This window comes from Pseudomonas sp. MUP55, from assembly GCF_034043515.1.
GTDB lineage: Bacteria > Pseudomonadota > Gammaproteobacteria > Pseudomonadales > Pseudomonadaceae > Aquipseudomonas.
The window spans coordinates 4,551,166-4,564,886 of record NZ_CP138214.1 but is presented as its reverse complement, the minus strand read 5'-3'; the positions used below and the strand labels follow the sequence as shown (position 1 = coordinate 4,564,886).

The following is a 13,721-nucleotide window of genomic DNA, read 5'->3' as shown; positions in this document are numbered from 1 at the left end:
TTTTAAACGGAAATTTATTCGCAGCGGGTAGGTCTGCGCGCTATCAGGGCTTGCTCGAGCCACGTCACGACATCCGCGGTGACGTCGTCGCGGTTGGTTTCGTTGAACACTTCATGACGCGCCTGCGGGTAGATCGTCAATTGCACGTTCTGGCAGCCGGCCTCACGCAGCGCGTGGGCCAGGCTTTTGAGACGCTTGCCTTCACTCACCGGATCACATTCGCCGCCGATTACCAGCACCGGCAGGCCCGGATCGATCTGCGCGAGGTTGGACACTTTGCTGATGTGCTGCAAGCCGCCGAGCAGGTCGATCCACAGTTGGTTGGTGCAGCGAAACCCGCAAAGCGGATCGTTGACGTACTTGTCCACTTCGACGGGGTCGCGGCTGAGCCAGTCGAAGGCGGTGCGATTGGGTTTGAAGGCTTTGTTGAATGAGCCGAACGACAAAAAGTCGATCAACGCGCTGCGCCCGCGCAAGCCTTGGCGAGCGCGTTCGATGCGCGCGATCACCCGCGCTGCCCGATACAGCGCCACCGGCTGGAAATTCGAACCGCTGAGTATCGCCCCCTGCAGGCTGGCGCTGTGGTGCAGCAGAAAAGCCTGGGCGATATAACTGCCCATGCTGTGGCCCAGCAAAATAATCGGCAGCCCCGGTTGCTGCTGGCCGATGTGCTGGTTGAGGCTGGCCAGGTCGCCCACCACTTTGTTCCAGCCGTCCTTTTCGGCATACAGCCCCAAGGTGCCTGCGTCGGCGGTACGGCCATGCCCGCGCTGATCCAGCGCATACACACCGAAGCCGGCATCGCACAACGCCTGCGCCAGACGCTCATAACGAGCGCTGTGCTCGGCCATGCCGTGGGCAAGCATCACCACGGCCCTGGGGGCGTCATCGGGCATCCATTGATTGACGTGCAGCCGGCTGTGGTCGTTCGCGGTCAGCCAGAAAGTGGTGTGGTTCATGGCGCTTCCTTTGCTCGGAGTCGTTGCAGTGTATAGCTCATCCGTCGCAGGGAGGGGTATCTGCCTGCGCCTCAGCAACAAGATTCATACAATCAATGACACAGTTCAGCGTATTTGCCTGTTTGGTCATTACTGCTAACGTCCTCAAAGCTCCGCTCTTTATAGCTGTATGGAAAAGCGGCCGGACACACTCAGGTAAAGAGGACAAGAATAATGCAACCTGATTTTTGGAATGACAAACGCGCCGCGGGCGTGCCCAATGTCATCGACCTCACCAGCTACCATTCGGTGGTCGAAGTCTTCGAGCGTTCCTGCAAGGCCTTTGCCGACCGTCCGGCGTTCAGCAACATGGGCGTTACCCTGACTTACGCCGAGCTGGAGCGCCAGAGTGCGGCGTTCGCCGGTTACCTGCAGCAGCACACCGACCTCAAGCCCGGCGAGCGCATCGCGGTGCAGATGCCCAACGTGCTGCACTACCCGATTGCCGTTTTTGGTGCACTGCGCGCCGGGCTGATCGTGGTCAATACCAACCCGCTGTACACCCCGCGTGAAATGCGCCATCAGTTCAAGGACGCCGGCGTGCGTGCGCTGGTGTACCTCAACCTGTTCGGCTCGCGGGTGCAGGAGGTGTGTACCGACACCGAAATCGACTACCTGATCGAAGCCAAAATGGGTGATTTCCTGCCCGCCGCCAAAGGCTGGCTGGTCAACACCGTGGTCGACAAAGTGAAGAAGATGGTCCCGGCCTACCACCTGCCGCGTGCGGTGTCGTTCAAGCGCGCCTTGCGCATGGGGGCTGGCCTGGGGGTGACGCGACATCCGGTGAGCCTCGATGATATTGCCGTGCTGCAATACACCGGTGGCACTACTGGCCTGGCCAAGGGCGCGATGCTCACCCACGGCAACCTGGTGGCGAACATGCAGCAGGCGCGGGCGTGCATGTCGCAAGTCGGGGACGACGGCCATCCGCTGATCAAGGAAGGCCAGGAAGTGATGATTGCGCCGCTGCCGCTCTATCATATCTATGCGTTCACCGCGAACTGCATGTGCATGATGGTATCCGGCAACCACAACGTGCTGATCACCAACCCACGGGACATCGGCGGGTTCATCAAGGAGCTGAAGAAGTGGCGCTTCACCGGGCTGCTGGGGCTCAACACATTGTTTGTCGCGCTGATGGACCATCCCGAGTTCAAGAACCTGGACTTCTCCCACCTCAAACTCACCAACTCCGGTGGCACCGCGCTGATCAAGGCCACCGCTGAGCGCTGGCAGCAGATCACCGGCTGTACGATCGGCGAGGGCTACGGCCTGACCGAAACCTCGCCGGTGGCCAGCACCAACCCTTATGGCAACAAATCGCGGCTGGGTACGGTGGGTATTCCGGTGCCGGCCACGGCCATGAAAGTCATCGACGACGAAGGCGTCGAGCTGCCGTTGGGCGAGCGCGGCGAACTGTGCATCAAGGGCCCGCAAGTGATGAAGGGCTATTGGCAGCAACCGGCGGCCACGGCCGAGGCGCTGGACGCCGAGGGTTGGCTGAAGACCGGCGACATCGCAGTGATCGACGACGATGGCTTCGTGCGCATCGTCGATCGCAAGAAAGACCTGATCATTGTCTCGGGCTTCAATGTGTACCCCAACGAAATCGAAGACGTGGTGATGGCCCACCCGGCCGTCGCCAACTGCGCAGTGATCGGCGTGCCGGACGAGCGTACGGGGGAGGCAGTGAAGCTGTTTGTGGTTGCGCGTGCCGAAGGGGTGAGCCTTGAGGAATTGAAGGCCTACTGCAAGACCAACTTCACGGGCTACAAGGTGCCCAAGCACATTGTGCTGCGTGAGTCGTTGCCGATGACGCCGGTGGGCAAAATTCTGCGCCGGGAGCTGCGCGACATCGCTTGAAGTGAAATAGCCAGCAACTGTGGGAGGGGGCTTGCCCCCGATTGCGGAGTGTCAGTCACATTTTCGGTGACTGGCCCACCGCTATCGGGGGCAAGCCCCCTCCCACATTGTTTTGCATTGCCCGAAAAGCCCTGTTCCAGAGCCTTCCAGTGGGTTATTTTGCCTACGTTTAAAGTGTGACCAATTATTGTAGGACAGTCGTGATAATGACTGTAGGGCCCTCGTTTGGCTCTAGGCGGCCCTTGGCAAAGCTGCTACTCTCGGCGCGCTTTGTGACGTCTAGGCCTGCTTTAAAGCGCCAGATTCACCTTAAAAAAACATACACCAATAATAATCGCATCAAATGCGATGATGAATTCGCGTCGCTGAGGAGTGGGCTTCCATGAACGAAGACTTTTGGAAGGATAAGTACCCCGCCGGGATTGCTGCACAAATCAATCCGGACGAGTATCCGAATATTCAGGCGGTACTGAAGCAGTCCTGCCAGCGCTTCGCCAACAAACCGGCTTTCAGCAACCTGGGCAAGACCATCACCTACGGTGAACTGTACGAATTGTCCGGCGCCTTCGCCGCCTACCTGCAGCAGCACACCGACCTGAAGCCTGGCGACCGAATCGCCGTGCAACTGCCCAATGTCCTGCAGTACCCTGTCGCCGTGTTCGGTGCCATCCGTGCCGGGCTGATCGTGGTCAATACCAACCCGCTGTACACCGCGCGGGAAATGGAACACCAATTCAATGACTCCGGGGCCAAGGCCCTGGTTTGCCTGGCCAACATGGCGCACCTGGCTGAAAAAGTCGTGCCCAAGACCGCCGTCAAGCACGTGATCGTGACCGAAGTGGCCGACCTGCTCTCGCCATTCAAACGCCTGTTGATCAACAGCGTGATCAAATACGTGAAGAAAATGGTCCCGGCGTATCACTTGCCGCAAGCGATCAAGTTCAACGAAGTGCTGGCCAAGGGGCACGGCCAGCCGGTCAGCGACGCCAACCCCGCCAGTGGCGATGTAGCGGTGCTGCAATACACCGGCGGCACCACCGGCGTGGCCAAGGGCGCGATGCTCACCCATCGCAACCTGGTCGCCAACATGCTGCAATGCAAGGCGCTGATGGGCTCCAACCTCAATGAAGGTTGCGAAATCCTGATCACGCCGCTGCCGCTGTATCACATCTATGCGTTTACCTTTCATTGCATGGCGATGATGCTGATCGGCAACCACAACATCCTGATCAGCAACCCGCGCGACCTGCCGGCGATGGTCAAGGAACTCTCGAAGTGGAAGTTCAGCGGCTTCGTCGGCCTCAACACCCTGTTCGTGGCGCTGTGCAACAACGAAGCGTTCCGCAAGCTCGACTTCTCCGCGCTGAAGGTCACCCTGTCAGGCGGCATGGCCCTGCAACTGGCGGCAGCCGAGCGTTGGAAGGCCGTGACCGGTTGTGGCATCTGCGAGGGTTACGGCATGACCGAAACCAGCCCGGTGGCCACGGTCAACCCGATCCAGCATATCCAGATCGGTACCATTGGCATTCCGGTGCCCTCCACCGTGTGTAAAGTGATTGCCGACGACGGCACCGAGCTGGCGCTGGGCGAAACCGGCGAGCTGTGCGTGAAGGGCCCCCAGGTCATGAAGGGCTACTGGCAGCGCCAGGACGCTACCGACGAGATGCTCGACAGCGAAGGCTGGCTGAAGACCGGTGACATCGCGATCATCCAGCCCGATGGCTACATGCGCATCGTGGATCGCAAGAAGGACATGATTCTGGTCTCCGGTTTCAACGTCTACCCCAACGAACTCGAAGACGTGCTGGCAGGCCTGCCGGGCGTGCTGCAGTGTGCGGCCATCGGCGTGCCGGATGAAAAGTCCGGTGAGCACATCAAGCTGTTCATTGTGGTCAAGCCCGGGGCCACGCTGACCAAGGAACAGGTCATGGAACACATGCGCGCCAACGTTACCGGCTACAAGGTGCCAAAGGCCATTGAGTTCCGCGATGCATTGCCGACCACCAACGTGGGCAAGATCCTGCGCCGTGAACTGCGTGACGAAGAGCTGAAGAAACTCGGCCTCAAAAAGTAACGCACCTCAAATGTGGGAGGGGGCTTGCCCCCGATGGCTGAGTGTCAGTCACCTTATCGGGTGACTGGCCCACCGCTATCGGGAGCAAGCCCCCTCCCACATTTTTTTCAGCGTTGTTACAGGGCGAACTGCGCGAAGCTAATGCCCGCACCGGCAGGGCGCACGTCCTTGAGGAACGAATCCTTGTCGGCGCTCAGTTCCAGGGTGATTTCCGGCTTGCGCTTGCCGGCATTGCGCACCACCAGCCCTTCGAGGTTTTCACGCAGGAACACAGTGGGCACCTTCAGGTGCAGCAACTGGTCGGTCTCGGCGTTGTGCATCAACAGGTGGATCCACTCGTACTGGCCCACGCCAATCCGCGCCACTGGCAGGTCGAACCACCAGATGTTGCGTTTTGGGTCCAGGTCGGTGAAATGGCAGTTGTTGACGCCGAGTACGGCACCGCCCAGTTCCTGGTTTCTGCGGGCGATGGCCTGTGCTTTATTGAGTTTCATAACCTTCCTACGGGATCTGTTATTCAGCGTTCGAGCCTGAATCTGCCGGGCATTCTCGTGGGTTGGCCGCAAAACATAAAGGCAAACCTGCCCCTTTCGATGAAATGCCCGCGCAAAATAATTGAAACTCTGGCGCTTCGCTTCGAGTCAACCGCTGCGTAGTGACCAAAAACCAATTGATTGTTATCAGGAGTAATACCATGGGCAGCACTTCCGATAAGGCAAAAGGCCTGGCTAACGAAGCAGTCGGTAACATCAAGCAAGGTGTGGGCAAGGTTACAGATAACGACAAACTGCGTGCCGAAGGCGTGATCCAGGAAAAGAAAGGTGAAGCACAGCAGGCAGTGGGCAAGACCAAGGACGCGGTGAAAAAAGCCACCGAGTGACACGGTTCGGCTGGCTGACCCCAGCAGCCCGACGGCCATCCACGGATGGCCGTTTTTGTACCCGCTGCTGCAACTAAAGTTTGGAAATTGTTTCAAAGTCGCCAAATGGGCTACTTTGATGTAGAAAACGGCCCCTGAGTCGCCCACGAACTCAACCTCTTTGCGGCGAAAGGAGACGCTATGATTTTTCCGGTACTCGATGGTCTCAAGCTGCACAAGGTGCTGGTGCGCACCGTCACCGAATTCGTCGATGACGAGATGCCGACCTACGCCTCCGCATTGGCCTACCAGATGCTGTTCTCGCTGTTTCCCTTCCTGCTGTTCCTGATTGCGCTGATCGGTTTCCTGCATCTGCCGGACTTCTTCACCTGGCTGCGCCTGCAGTCGGAGTTGGTGTTGCCGCCCCAGGCGCTGGAGCAGGTCAACCCGGTGATCGACCAATTGCAGCAATCCAAGGGTGGGCTGCTGTCGGTGGGTATCGTGATTGCGCTCTGGACCGCATCCGCCGGCGTGCGCCTGATGATGAGCGCGATGAACGCGGCCTATGACGTGGTGGAAGGGCGCCCGATCTGGAAGCGGTTCCCGCTGTCGATTTTCTACACCATCGGCATCGCCGGCATGCTGCTGGCCGCCGCCGCGCTGATGGTGCTCGGCCCGCAGGTGATGGAATGGCTGGCGGGGCAGATCGGCATGCAGGAGTTCGTCGTCACGCTGTGGACCATCCTGCGCTGGCCTTTGATCGTGATCCTGCTGATGTTTGCGGTGGCCCTCATGTACTACGTGATGCCCGACGTCGAGCAGGAGTTTCGCTTCATCACCCCAGGTTCGGTATTGGCGGTGGTGGTGTGGATCGTCGCTTCCCTCGGTTTTGGCTACTACGTCAAGACTTTCGCCGACTACAACGCCATGTATGGCAGTATCGGTGCGATCATCGTCCTGCTGCTGTATTTCTATATCTCCGCCGCGGTGCTGTTGCTCGGCGCGGAGATGAATGCGGTGATCGAACACATGTCCGCCGAAGGCAAGGACCCCGGTGAGAAGGAAATCGGCGAACCGGGCCATGCGGGCGAAAAACAACATGTCTCAGGCCTGGGCCGGGACCACTCCAAACCTATCATCGAGCCCGATCAATGATCCGTGAAATCCTGAAAATGGGCGATGAACGTCTGCTGCGCATTGCCCCGCCAGTGCCGCCGGAAATGTTCGACAGCCCCGAGCTGTGGCAACTGATCGATGACATGTTCCAGACCATGGAACACGTGGGCGGTGTCGGCCTGGCCGCGCCGCAGATCGGTGTGGATCTGCAACTGGTGATCTTTGGTTTCGAGGCCAGCGAACGCTACCCGGACGCACCACCGGTGCCGCAGACCATCCTGATCAACCCGTTGATCACGCCGCTCAGCCCGGTACTGGAAGAAGGTTATGAGGGCTGCCTGTCCGTCCCCGGCCTGCGTGGCGCCGTGAACCGTTATCAGCAGATCCGCTACGAAGGTTTCGACCCCAAGGGCGAGCCGATCGTACGTTTTGCCGACGGCTTCCATGCGCGGGTGGTGCAGCATGAATGCGATCACCTGATCGGCCGCTTGTACCCGTCGCGGATAACCGACTTCAGCAAGTTCGGGTTTATCGACGTGATGTTCCCCGATATGGACCCAACGGCTGACGAATAACCCCTCGAAGCACCCCCGGCGAACACCTTACCTGTAGTGAGGGAGCAAGTTCCCTCACCACAGATGACTTCTCGCTTGTGCGGCTTCTTGACCGCCCCCGCGGGCGGTTATCCTTCATCCAGGGCATTCAAGCCCATCGCAATCATCGGTTTGTTGCGCTTGTAGCGCACCAGTCGTTCGCTGAGCGACTGCGGCAGCACGGTGTCTTGAGAAAAACCCATGCGCTGGTACAGCGGTTCAAGGTCTGGGTGGCACAGCAACCATACTGTGCCGTCCACCTGCGCCACGGCCGGGTGGATCAACCGCGCCGCCAGCCCCTGGCCGCGATAGGCCGGGTCGACGAACACACCCGTCAGCCACTGCCCACCGACCACGGGTGTCAGGCACAACCCGGCAACGATGTCCGTGTCCCTTGCAACCCACAGCTGCCCGCCCTTGAGCGCCTTCATCGACGAGTTGTGGCTGCGGTAAAACTTGTTCAGCAGCGGCCATAGCGGCGCTGCCAGCAGTTCGATGTGCATGTTCAAACCAATCAAGGGACGAGGCGGGCAGTGTAGCTGTTGCAGCCTTTGCTTCTAAGCTCAGCACCAAAGGTTCTGCAAGATTTTCGCGCGCGGTTGCACAAGGAAGTAAACATCTGTTCCGAGCGCTTGATGACCCACTACCTGGATGCGACCCACCGCCGCGAAATCGACGCCCTGTGCCAAGGGTTCGCCGTGCGCACCGAATGGCCGACCTGGCTGCTGCTGATCGGCGTCTACGCCGGTTGGTTCGCGGTGATCCTCGCCAGCCACTGGCTCGGCGTGTGGCTGAGCACGCTGTTGCTGATCCCGTTGGTGACCTTGTGGTTGTCGCTGCAACACGAATTGCTCCACGGTCATCCCACCCGCTCCCTGTGGCTGAACAAACTGCTCGGCTACGCGCCGTTTGCCGTGTGGTACCCCTACACCCTGTATCGAGACAGCCATCTGCTGCACCACAACGACGAGGACCTGACCCTGCCGGGCGTCGACCCGGAAAGTCGCTACCTCAATCAGCAGCGTGGGACCGCAGCTCAATATTCGAGCGTGGCGTGCATTGGTTGACCAAGACCCTGCTGGGCCGCCTCGTGCTGGCGGCACCGCTGGCGATCAGCCGATTGGCTCGTGATGAGTGGCAACGCCTGCCGCACGCATGGCCGATGTGGCTGGCCCATGGCGCCGTCACCTGCCTGATGCTGGGTTTTATCGCCCACACCAGCGCACTGCCGGTGTGGCATTACCTGTTGCTGGTCACCGTGCCGGCGTTGTCCCTGGCGTCGATCCGCTCCTACTATGAGCATCGACCCCACCCGCAGCCGGAACAACGCACGGTACTCAACGAAGCGTCATGGCCATGGAGCTGGCTGTTCCTCAACAATAACTTGCACCTGGTGCACCACGATTTGCCGAAGCTGCCGTGGTACGTGTTGCCCACGGTGTACCGTGCGCGGCGTGCACAGTGGGTGGCGCGCAGCGGCGGTTTCGTCGTGCAGGGTTACGGCCAGTTCATGGGCCGCTACGGCGTCAAGGCCATCGACAGTCCCCGGCATCCCTTTGCATGAGAAGCGAGCATGAGTGATCACTACGCCGAGTTGCTGATGTATGTCGCACCGGAGCAGGTGCGCCAGGCCAACCAGCAGTGGCTGGAGCGCATCTTTGAACGATTGGGACTGACGCGTCGCCGCGCCGACCACCTGGACCTGCACAGCCTGTGGCTGGCCCCCCAACTGCTGGTCGCGCAGACCTGCGGCTACCCGTTGATGACCCAACTGCGCGGCCAGGTCCGGGTGATTGGCCGCCCGCGCTACGAACTGCCCCATAGCCGCGATGGCGAGCATTGCAGCCTGCTCCTGACCCGCGAGAACAACCCGCGCACCTGCCTGGAACAGTTCTATGGCAGCCGCGCGGTGATCAACGGTCACGATTCCAACAGCGGCATGAACCTGCTGCGCGAGCGCGTGGCGCCGTTGCAGCGCGAGGGCCGTTTCTTCGCCAGTGTCGGTATCAGCGGCGCCCACCGTGAAAGCCTGCGCTGGCTGCGCGAAGGCCGCGCCGACCTTGGCGCCATCGACAGCGTCACCTTCGATTACCTGGCCCGTTTCGCGCCCGCCGAAGTGGCCGGGCTGCGCATCGTCAGCCGCAGCGCGCCGAGCCCGACATTGCCCTATATCGGCCCGGGGAGTTTGAGCGATGAGCGCCTGGAGCAGATTCGCGAAGCGATGAACCTTGCGCTGCAGGATCTTGCGCAGGTGGGTGAAACGCTGGGCCTGCAAGCCGTGCTGGCGGCGAGTGAGGACGACTATCGCGTGTTGCTCGCCTACCAGCAGCAGGCCGAAGACAGCGGCTACCCTGTCCTTGTATAAAGTTATATAGAAGTGACTTTTAAATATTATTAAAGAATAAGAGCGCTTGTTAGGATCGCTCCACCGGAACACCGGACATACCGTGCAACCAACCCAGATGGAGCCAACCATGTCCGGCGCCGACACTTTCCACAGCGACTACGTGGGCGGATTGTTCCACAGTCACTACGCCTGGCTGTGCAGCCGTTTGCACCGCCACCTCGATTCCCGTTCACACGCCGAAGACATCGCCGCCGACGCCTTCGTCCAGCTCCTGCGTTCACCCGACGCACGGCCGATCCGCCAGCCCCGCGCCTTGCTCACCACCATCGCCCAGCGCCTGATGTACCAGCTATGGCGCCGCCGCGACCTGGAGCGCGCTTACCTGGACGACCTGGATCACGACGACGCCAGTTGCACGTCGTCCCCCGAAGCGCTGGCCCAGCAGTTGGAAACCTTGCAGGCCATCGACCAGTTGCTCGACGGCTGCCCCGCCAAGGTCAAGGCCACCTTTCTGCTCTCGCGACTCAACGGTTTGACCTACCCGCAAATAGCCGCCGAGTTGGGCATTTCCCGGCGCTCGGTCAGCGACTATTCGGCGCAGGCGCTGCGCCGCCTGCATTCACCACGAGGCTTTACATGAAAATACTCAACCACCTGAAGATGATTGCTCTCGCTGTTCTTTCGCTGGTCGCCGCTAACGTGCTGGCCGCCGATCCTCCCACCCTGCGCATCGGCTATCAGAAAAGCTCGGTGAGCATGGTGCTCGCCCGTGAACACAAACTTTTCGAAGCGGCGCTGCCCGGTACTCAGGTGCAGTGGACCGAATTCCTCGGTGGCCCGCCGCTGATCGAGGCGTTAAACGCCGGCAGCCTGGACATCGGCAATATCGGCGACATCCCGCCGATTTTCGCCCAGGCCGCTGGTATCGAGCTGCAATACATCGCCGTCGAGCCCAATGAGGGCAAAAACGAAGCCGTCCTTGTGCCCAACACCAGCACGATCCAGAGCGTGGCTGAACTCAAGGGCAAGCGCGTGGCGCTGCTCAAGGGCTCCAGTTCCCACAACCTGTTCCTCAAGAGCCTGTTGCGTGCCGGCTTGCAGTGGAAGGACGTGAACGTGGTGTACCTGTCGCCTTCCGACGGGCGCGCCGCGTTCGAGCAGGGCAAGGTGGACGCCTGGGTGATATGGGACCCGTACTACTCGGCCGCCGTGGTAGACGGTGCCGCGCGCGTGCTGGGCACCGGCGAAGGCCTCAATCCGGCCGGCAGTTTCTTTGTGGCCAGCAGCGCGTTTGCCCGGCAAAACCCCCAGGCGGTTGCCACCATTCTGCAGACCCTCGCCAAGGCGCAGCGTCTATCCCTCGACCAGCCCGAAGACAGCATCGCGCTGATGGCCAAGACCCTGGGCCTGCCACCGGCCGTGGTCAAGCGCTACTTCGAACACCGCTCGCCCGAGCCGATCCGGCCGCTGCAGGCGAGCGACATCGCCACTCAACAACGCACCGCCGACTTGTTTTTCGCCAATGCCTTGATCCCGAAAAAGATCGATGTGCAGCAAGTTGTGTTCAAGGCGCCATAAGCCCTGGGGCGAGGGAGCCGCTCCCTCGCCAGCGCTTGGTCAGCGGGTCAGCTCATGGGTTTTCCGCTGCCAACGCCGCAATGACAGCAGGCCGCTCGCCCACCCGTTGCTCAAACGCCGCCAATGCAGGCCACTGCGTCAGCTCAATCGCATGAATCGCCGCCCAGCGCAGCACCACGTACAGATACGCATCCGCCACCGAATACGGCGCGCCCAGCAGATAATCCTGCCGCTCCAGCGTCTGCACCAGCACGGCAAAACGTTTGAACAACGTGGTCAGGAATATCGCCCGCACCTCTCCCTGTATCGCAGGGTTGAAAAACACGGCGAGCCCGCCATGCATCTCGGTAGCGATGAAATTCAGCCATTCCTGCAAGCGCACGCGCTCCCAGCTGCCGTTGGCCGGGGCCAGACCGGCGTCGGGTTGCAGGTCGGCGAGGTATTGCAGGATCGCGCTGGCTTCGGTCAGCACCTGGCCGTCGTCCAGTTGCAGGGCTGCCACATAACCCTTGGGATTGATCTGCAGGAAGTCCTTGCCGTCAGCCGTGGTCTTGGCCTGGTTGTCGACGCGCACCAGCTCGAAGGGCAAGGCCAATTCCCGCAGGACGATGTGGGGGGCGAGCGAGCAGGCATTGGGCGAAAAATACAGTTTCATGGAGCGCCTCTGTGTAGGATTTGCGCCAGTCTCGTGGGCGTGACACCGTGAGTAAAATTAATCCTTAACGCCTCACCCATAAGGACAGCTACTGCCATGATGAACCTGATGCATTGGCGTTTGCTGGTGGCGGTGGCCGATCACGGCAGCATCACCGCCGCTGCCGAGCGGGTGGGCATGACCCAGTCCGCCGCCAGCCAGGCCATGGCGTCCATGGAGGCCACGCTGGGCGCGCAACTGTTCATCCGCGAGCCGCGCAGGACCTTGCCCACCGCGTTGGGCGTGAGTGTGCTCGAACAGGCCCGGGTGATGCTCGGCGCGTTGCAGGCGATACGCTGTCGCGTGGAAGAAGCCAGGCCCGCGCTGCATGGAAACTTGCGCATCGCCTGTTTCCCTCAGGTGCTGGCGAAGTTTCTGAGCCCCAGGCTGCAGCGGTTTGCCCAGCTGTATCCGGGCATTGAGGTGACCACCCTTGAAGTCACCGACAGCGAAGTGAATGCCTTGCTCGACGCCGACCTGGTCGACCTGGGCGTGGTGCTCAACCCAAGAGCCGAGCGCAACGCCACACCACTGGGACGGGACACCTGGCTGGCGGTGGTGTCGGCCCGGCATGAGCTGGCGCAGCAGGCCACGGTAACCCTTGCGCAGTTGCTGGAGCAGCCTTTCGTGCTCGCCACCGGCGGCTGCACCGTCAACGCCCGCAGCCTGGGGGGCGACGCCGGCCTGGTGATGCGCGATGTGCGCGTGCAAGTGCGTGAGTGGAGCAGCGCTTTCAGCCTGGTGCGCGAAGGCGTCGGCGTGACCCTGGTGCCGGAAATGACCCTGCCGGTCCAGCGCCAGGGCTTGCATGTGCTGCCCCTGAGTGTGCCGATCCACCGCGAGTTCGCCTTGGTCTATCCGCCAAACCGCTCACCTTCTGCGGCCGCCGATGCGTTGCTGGCAATGCTGACTGATAACTGAAAACGCTGCTGACCTCATGTGAAATAAATTCAAAATGTGGGAGGGGCAAGCCCACTCCCACATTTTTTGTTCGGCGGTGTGGCTTAGATTGCCGCCAGGGTGTCTTTCTCTGCCTGGGCCTGTGGAGCAGCCGCCTTCGCCGCTACCTGCTGCTGTTGCTGCTCCTTTAAACGCTCAGCCACTTGCCTGGCAATGGCGTCTTGTTTTTCCTGCGGCAGGGCCTGCACTTGCTCTTCTGTCATCCCCTGTTCCTTGAGCAGCTGTTCGCGAATGCGTTCGGCCGGGGATTTGCTCATGTATTCGGTGAGTTCAGCCCGTGCTCCGGAGTTCGTCGCTGTGGCTTGCAACTGTACGCGGGTCTTGGCGAAGGCCTCGTCGATGCGATCGCTCGCCTTGTCCAAGTCCTTCTGGGCGGCCGGCACCGTCACGCTTTGCTGCGCGGCTTGCAGGGCGCCGCTGTACAGCGCGCTGGCGGCGGCATTGGCCGGGTCCATGTCGGAGCGCTTGAGCTGTTGGACGGTCGACGCGGCTTGGGTGTCGTTGTTAACCAGCATGATCGGTCACCTGGGGGAATGTTCGGTGTGACAGCTGGAGCAATTAGCATGCCGGGCATGCCATGCCCGGTTTGATTGGGGTGGAAGCCGCCATTGCGGCAAGTGATGTCCCGTCGACGGCCAA

14 protein-coding genes and 1 pseudogene are annotated in these 13,721 nt (G+C 60.9%); 10 read left to right on the top strand and 5 right to left on the bottom strand.

Annotated elements, in window-relative coordinates; all coding sequences use genetic code 11:
* Positions 1–14: 14 nt before the first annotated feature.
* Positions 15–959, bottom strand: coding sequence for an alpha/beta hydrolase (locus tag SC318_RS20535; protein ID WP_320428250.1), 945 nt, complete (start codon positions 957–959; stop codon positions 15–17).
* 213 nt (positions 960–1,172) lie between these two features.
* Between SC318_RS20535 and fadD2 the strand changes: the two genes are divergently transcribed.
* Positions 1,173–2,861, top strand: a complete 1,689-nt coding sequence (gene fadD2 / locus SC318_RS20530) for a long-chain-fatty-acid--CoA ligase FadD2 (protein WP_306494362.1) — start codon at positions 1,173–1,175, stop codon at positions 2,859–2,861.
* 382 nt (positions 2,862–3,243) lie between these two features.
* Positions 3,244–4,935, top strand: coding sequence for a long-chain-fatty-acid--CoA ligase FadD1 (fadD1, locus tag SC318_RS20525; RefSeq protein WP_320428249.1), 1,692 nt, complete (start codon positions 3,244–3,246; stop codon positions 4,933–4,935).
* A gap of 116 nt (positions 4,936–5,051) precedes the next feature.
* On the opposite strand, the gene SC318_RS20520 is transcribed toward fadD1, so the two are convergent.
* Positions 5,052–5,429, bottom strand: a complete 378-nt coding sequence (locus SC318_RS20520) for a hypothetical protein (protein WP_124387908.1) — start codon at positions 5,427–5,429, stop codon at positions 5,052–5,054.
* A gap of 200 nt (positions 5,430–5,629) precedes the next feature.
* Between SC318_RS20520 and SC318_RS20515 the strand changes: the two genes are divergently transcribed.
* The 3 genes from SC318_RS20515 to def all read left to right on the top strand — a co-directional run bounded on the left by SC318_RS20515 (position 5,630) and on the right by def (position 7,485).
* Entirely contained in the window at positions 5,630–5,815 is a 186-nt protein-coding gene (locus tag SC318_RS20515; RefSeq protein WP_306494355.1) for a CsbD family protein, read from the top strand.
* 180 nt (positions 5,816–5,995) lie between these two features.
* Positions 5,996–6,949, top strand: coding sequence for a YihY/virulence factor BrkB family protein (locus SC318_RS20510; protein WP_124387906.1), 954 nt, complete (start codon positions 5,996–5,998; stop codon positions 6,947–6,949).
* Positions 6,946–7,485 (top strand): peptide deformylase, encoded by a 540-nt coding sequence (gene def / locus SC318_RS20505; RefSeq protein ID WP_003175712.1) that lies wholly within the window; start codon positions 6,946–6,948, stop codon positions 7,483–7,485. Before SC318_RS20510 ends, def begins: the two co-directional genes overlap by 4 nt.
* Before the next feature lie 107 nt (positions 7,486–7,592).
* On the opposite strand, the gene SC318_RS20500 is transcribed toward def, so the two are convergent.
* The gene (locus SC318_RS20500) at positions 7,593–8,006 is read right to left on the bottom strand and encodes a GNAT family N-acetyltransferase (protein WP_320428248.1); all 414 of its coding nucleotides are present in this window, start codon (positions 8,004–8,006) and stop codon (positions 7,593–7,595) included.
* Between the two features lie 132 nt (positions 8,007–8,138).
* On the opposite strand from SC318_RS20500, the pseudogene SC318_RS20495 reads away from it, so the two are divergent.
* The 4 genes and pseudogenes from SC318_RS20495 (at position 8,139) to SC318_RS20480 (ending at position 11,428) form a co-directional block, all read left to right on the top strand.
* A pseudogene (locus SC318_RS20495) lies at positions 8,139–9,067 on the top strand (fatty acid desaturase).
* Between the two features lie 9 nt (positions 9,068–9,076).
* On the top strand, positions 9,077–9,868 hold the full coding sequence (locus SC318_RS20490; protein WP_320428247.1) for a phosphate/phosphite/phosphonate ABC transporter substrate-binding protein: 792 nt from the start codon (positions 9,077–9,079) through the stop codon (positions 9,866–9,868).
* A gap of 109 nt (positions 9,869–9,977) precedes the next feature.
* Positions 9,978–10,490, top strand: coding sequence for a sigma-70 family RNA polymerase sigma factor (locus tag SC318_RS20485; protein ID WP_320428246.1), 513 nt, complete (start codon positions 9,978–9,980; stop codon positions 10,488–10,490).
* Entirely contained in the window at positions 10,487–11,428 is a 942-nt protein-coding gene (locus tag SC318_RS20480; RefSeq protein ID WP_320428245.1) for an aliphatic sulfonate ABC transporter substrate-binding protein, read from the top strand. Before SC318_RS20485 ends, SC318_RS20480 begins: the two co-directional genes overlap by 4 nt.
* A gap of 52 nt (positions 11,429–11,480) precedes the next feature.
* Here SC318_RS20480 and gstA read toward each other — a convergent pair whose 3' ends face one another.
* A complete protein-coding gene (gstA, locus tag SC318_RS20475; protein WP_320428244.1) occupies positions 11,481–12,083 on the bottom strand; it encodes a glutathione transferase GstA in 603 nt (200 codons plus the stop codon).
* 96 nt (positions 12,084–12,179) lie between these two features.
* Between gstA and SC318_RS20470 the strand changes: the two genes are divergently transcribed.
* Complete coding sequence (locus SC318_RS20470) at positions 12,180–13,043, top strand: LysR family transcriptional regulator (protein ID WP_320428243.1); 864 nt, start codon at positions 12,180–12,182, stop codon at positions 13,041–13,043.
* Positions 13,044–13,126: 83 nt separating this feature from the next.
* Here the strand turns inward: SC318_RS20470 and SC318_RS20465 are convergent, their stop codons facing one another.
* Positions 13,127–13,597 carry a hypothetical protein gene (locus tag SC318_RS20465; protein WP_320428242.1) on the bottom strand — a complete coding sequence of 157 codons (471 nt, stop codon included), beginning with the start codon at positions 13,595–13,597 and terminating at the stop codon, positions 13,127–13,129.
* Positions 13,598–13,721: the final 124 nt, after the last annotated feature.

What these genes read in the sequence shown, in the direction of transcription:
- SC318_RS20535 (WP_320428250.1), bottom strand. Translation starts at nt 959, where the DNA reads ATGAACCACACCACTTTCTGGCTGACCGCGAACGACCACAGCCGGCTG.
- fadD2 (WP_306494362.1), top strand. Translation starts at nt 1,173, where the DNA reads ATGCAACCTGATTTTTGGAATGACAAACGCGCCGCGGGCGTGCCCAAT.
- fadD1 (WP_320428249.1), top strand. Translation starts at nt 3,244, where the DNA reads ATGAACGAAGACTTTTGGAAGGATAAGTACCCCGCCGGGATTGCTGCA.
- SC318_RS20520 (WP_124387908.1), bottom strand. Translation starts at nt 5,429, where the DNA reads ATGAAACTCAATAAAGCACAGGCCATCGCCCGCAGAAACCAGGAACTG.
- SC318_RS20515 (WP_306494355.1), top strand. Translation starts at nt 5,630, where the DNA reads ATGGGCAGCACTTCCGATAAGGCAAAAGGCCTGGCTAACGAAGCAGTC.
- SC318_RS20510 (WP_124387906.1), top strand. Translation starts at nt 5,996, where the DNA reads ATGATTTTTCCGGTACTCGATGGTCTCAAGCTGCACAAGGTGCTGGTG.
- def (WP_003175712.1), top strand. Translation starts at nt 6,946, where the DNA reads ATGATCCGTGAAATCCTGAAAATGGGCGATGAACGTCTGCTGCGCATT.
- SC318_RS20500 (WP_320428248.1), bottom strand. Translation starts at nt 8,006, where the DNA reads ATGCACATCGAACTGCTGGCAGCGCCGCTATGGCCGCTGCTGAACAAG.
- SC318_RS20490 (WP_320428247.1), top strand. Translation starts at nt 9,077, where the DNA reads ATGAGTGATCACTACGCCGAGTTGCTGATGTATGTCGCACCGGAGCAG.
- SC318_RS20485 (WP_320428246.1), top strand. Translation starts at nt 9,978, where the DNA reads ATGTCCGGCGCCGACACTTTCCACAGCGACTACGTGGGCGGATTGTTC.
- SC318_RS20480 (WP_320428245.1), top strand. Translation starts at nt 10,487, where the DNA reads ATGAAAATACTCAACCACCTGAAGATGATTGCTCTCGCTGTTCTTTCG.
- gstA (WP_320428244.1), bottom strand. Translation starts at nt 12,083, where the DNA reads ATGAAACTGTATTTTTCGCCCAATGCCTGCTCGCTCGCCCCCCACATC.
- SC318_RS20470 (WP_320428243.1), top strand. Translation starts at nt 12,180, where the DNA reads ATGATGAACCTGATGCATTGGCGTTTGCTGGTGGCGGTGGCCGATCAC.
- SC318_RS20465 (WP_320428242.1), bottom strand. Translation starts at nt 13,597, where the DNA reads ATGCTGGTTAACAACGACACCCAAGCCGCGTCGACCGTCCAACAGCTC.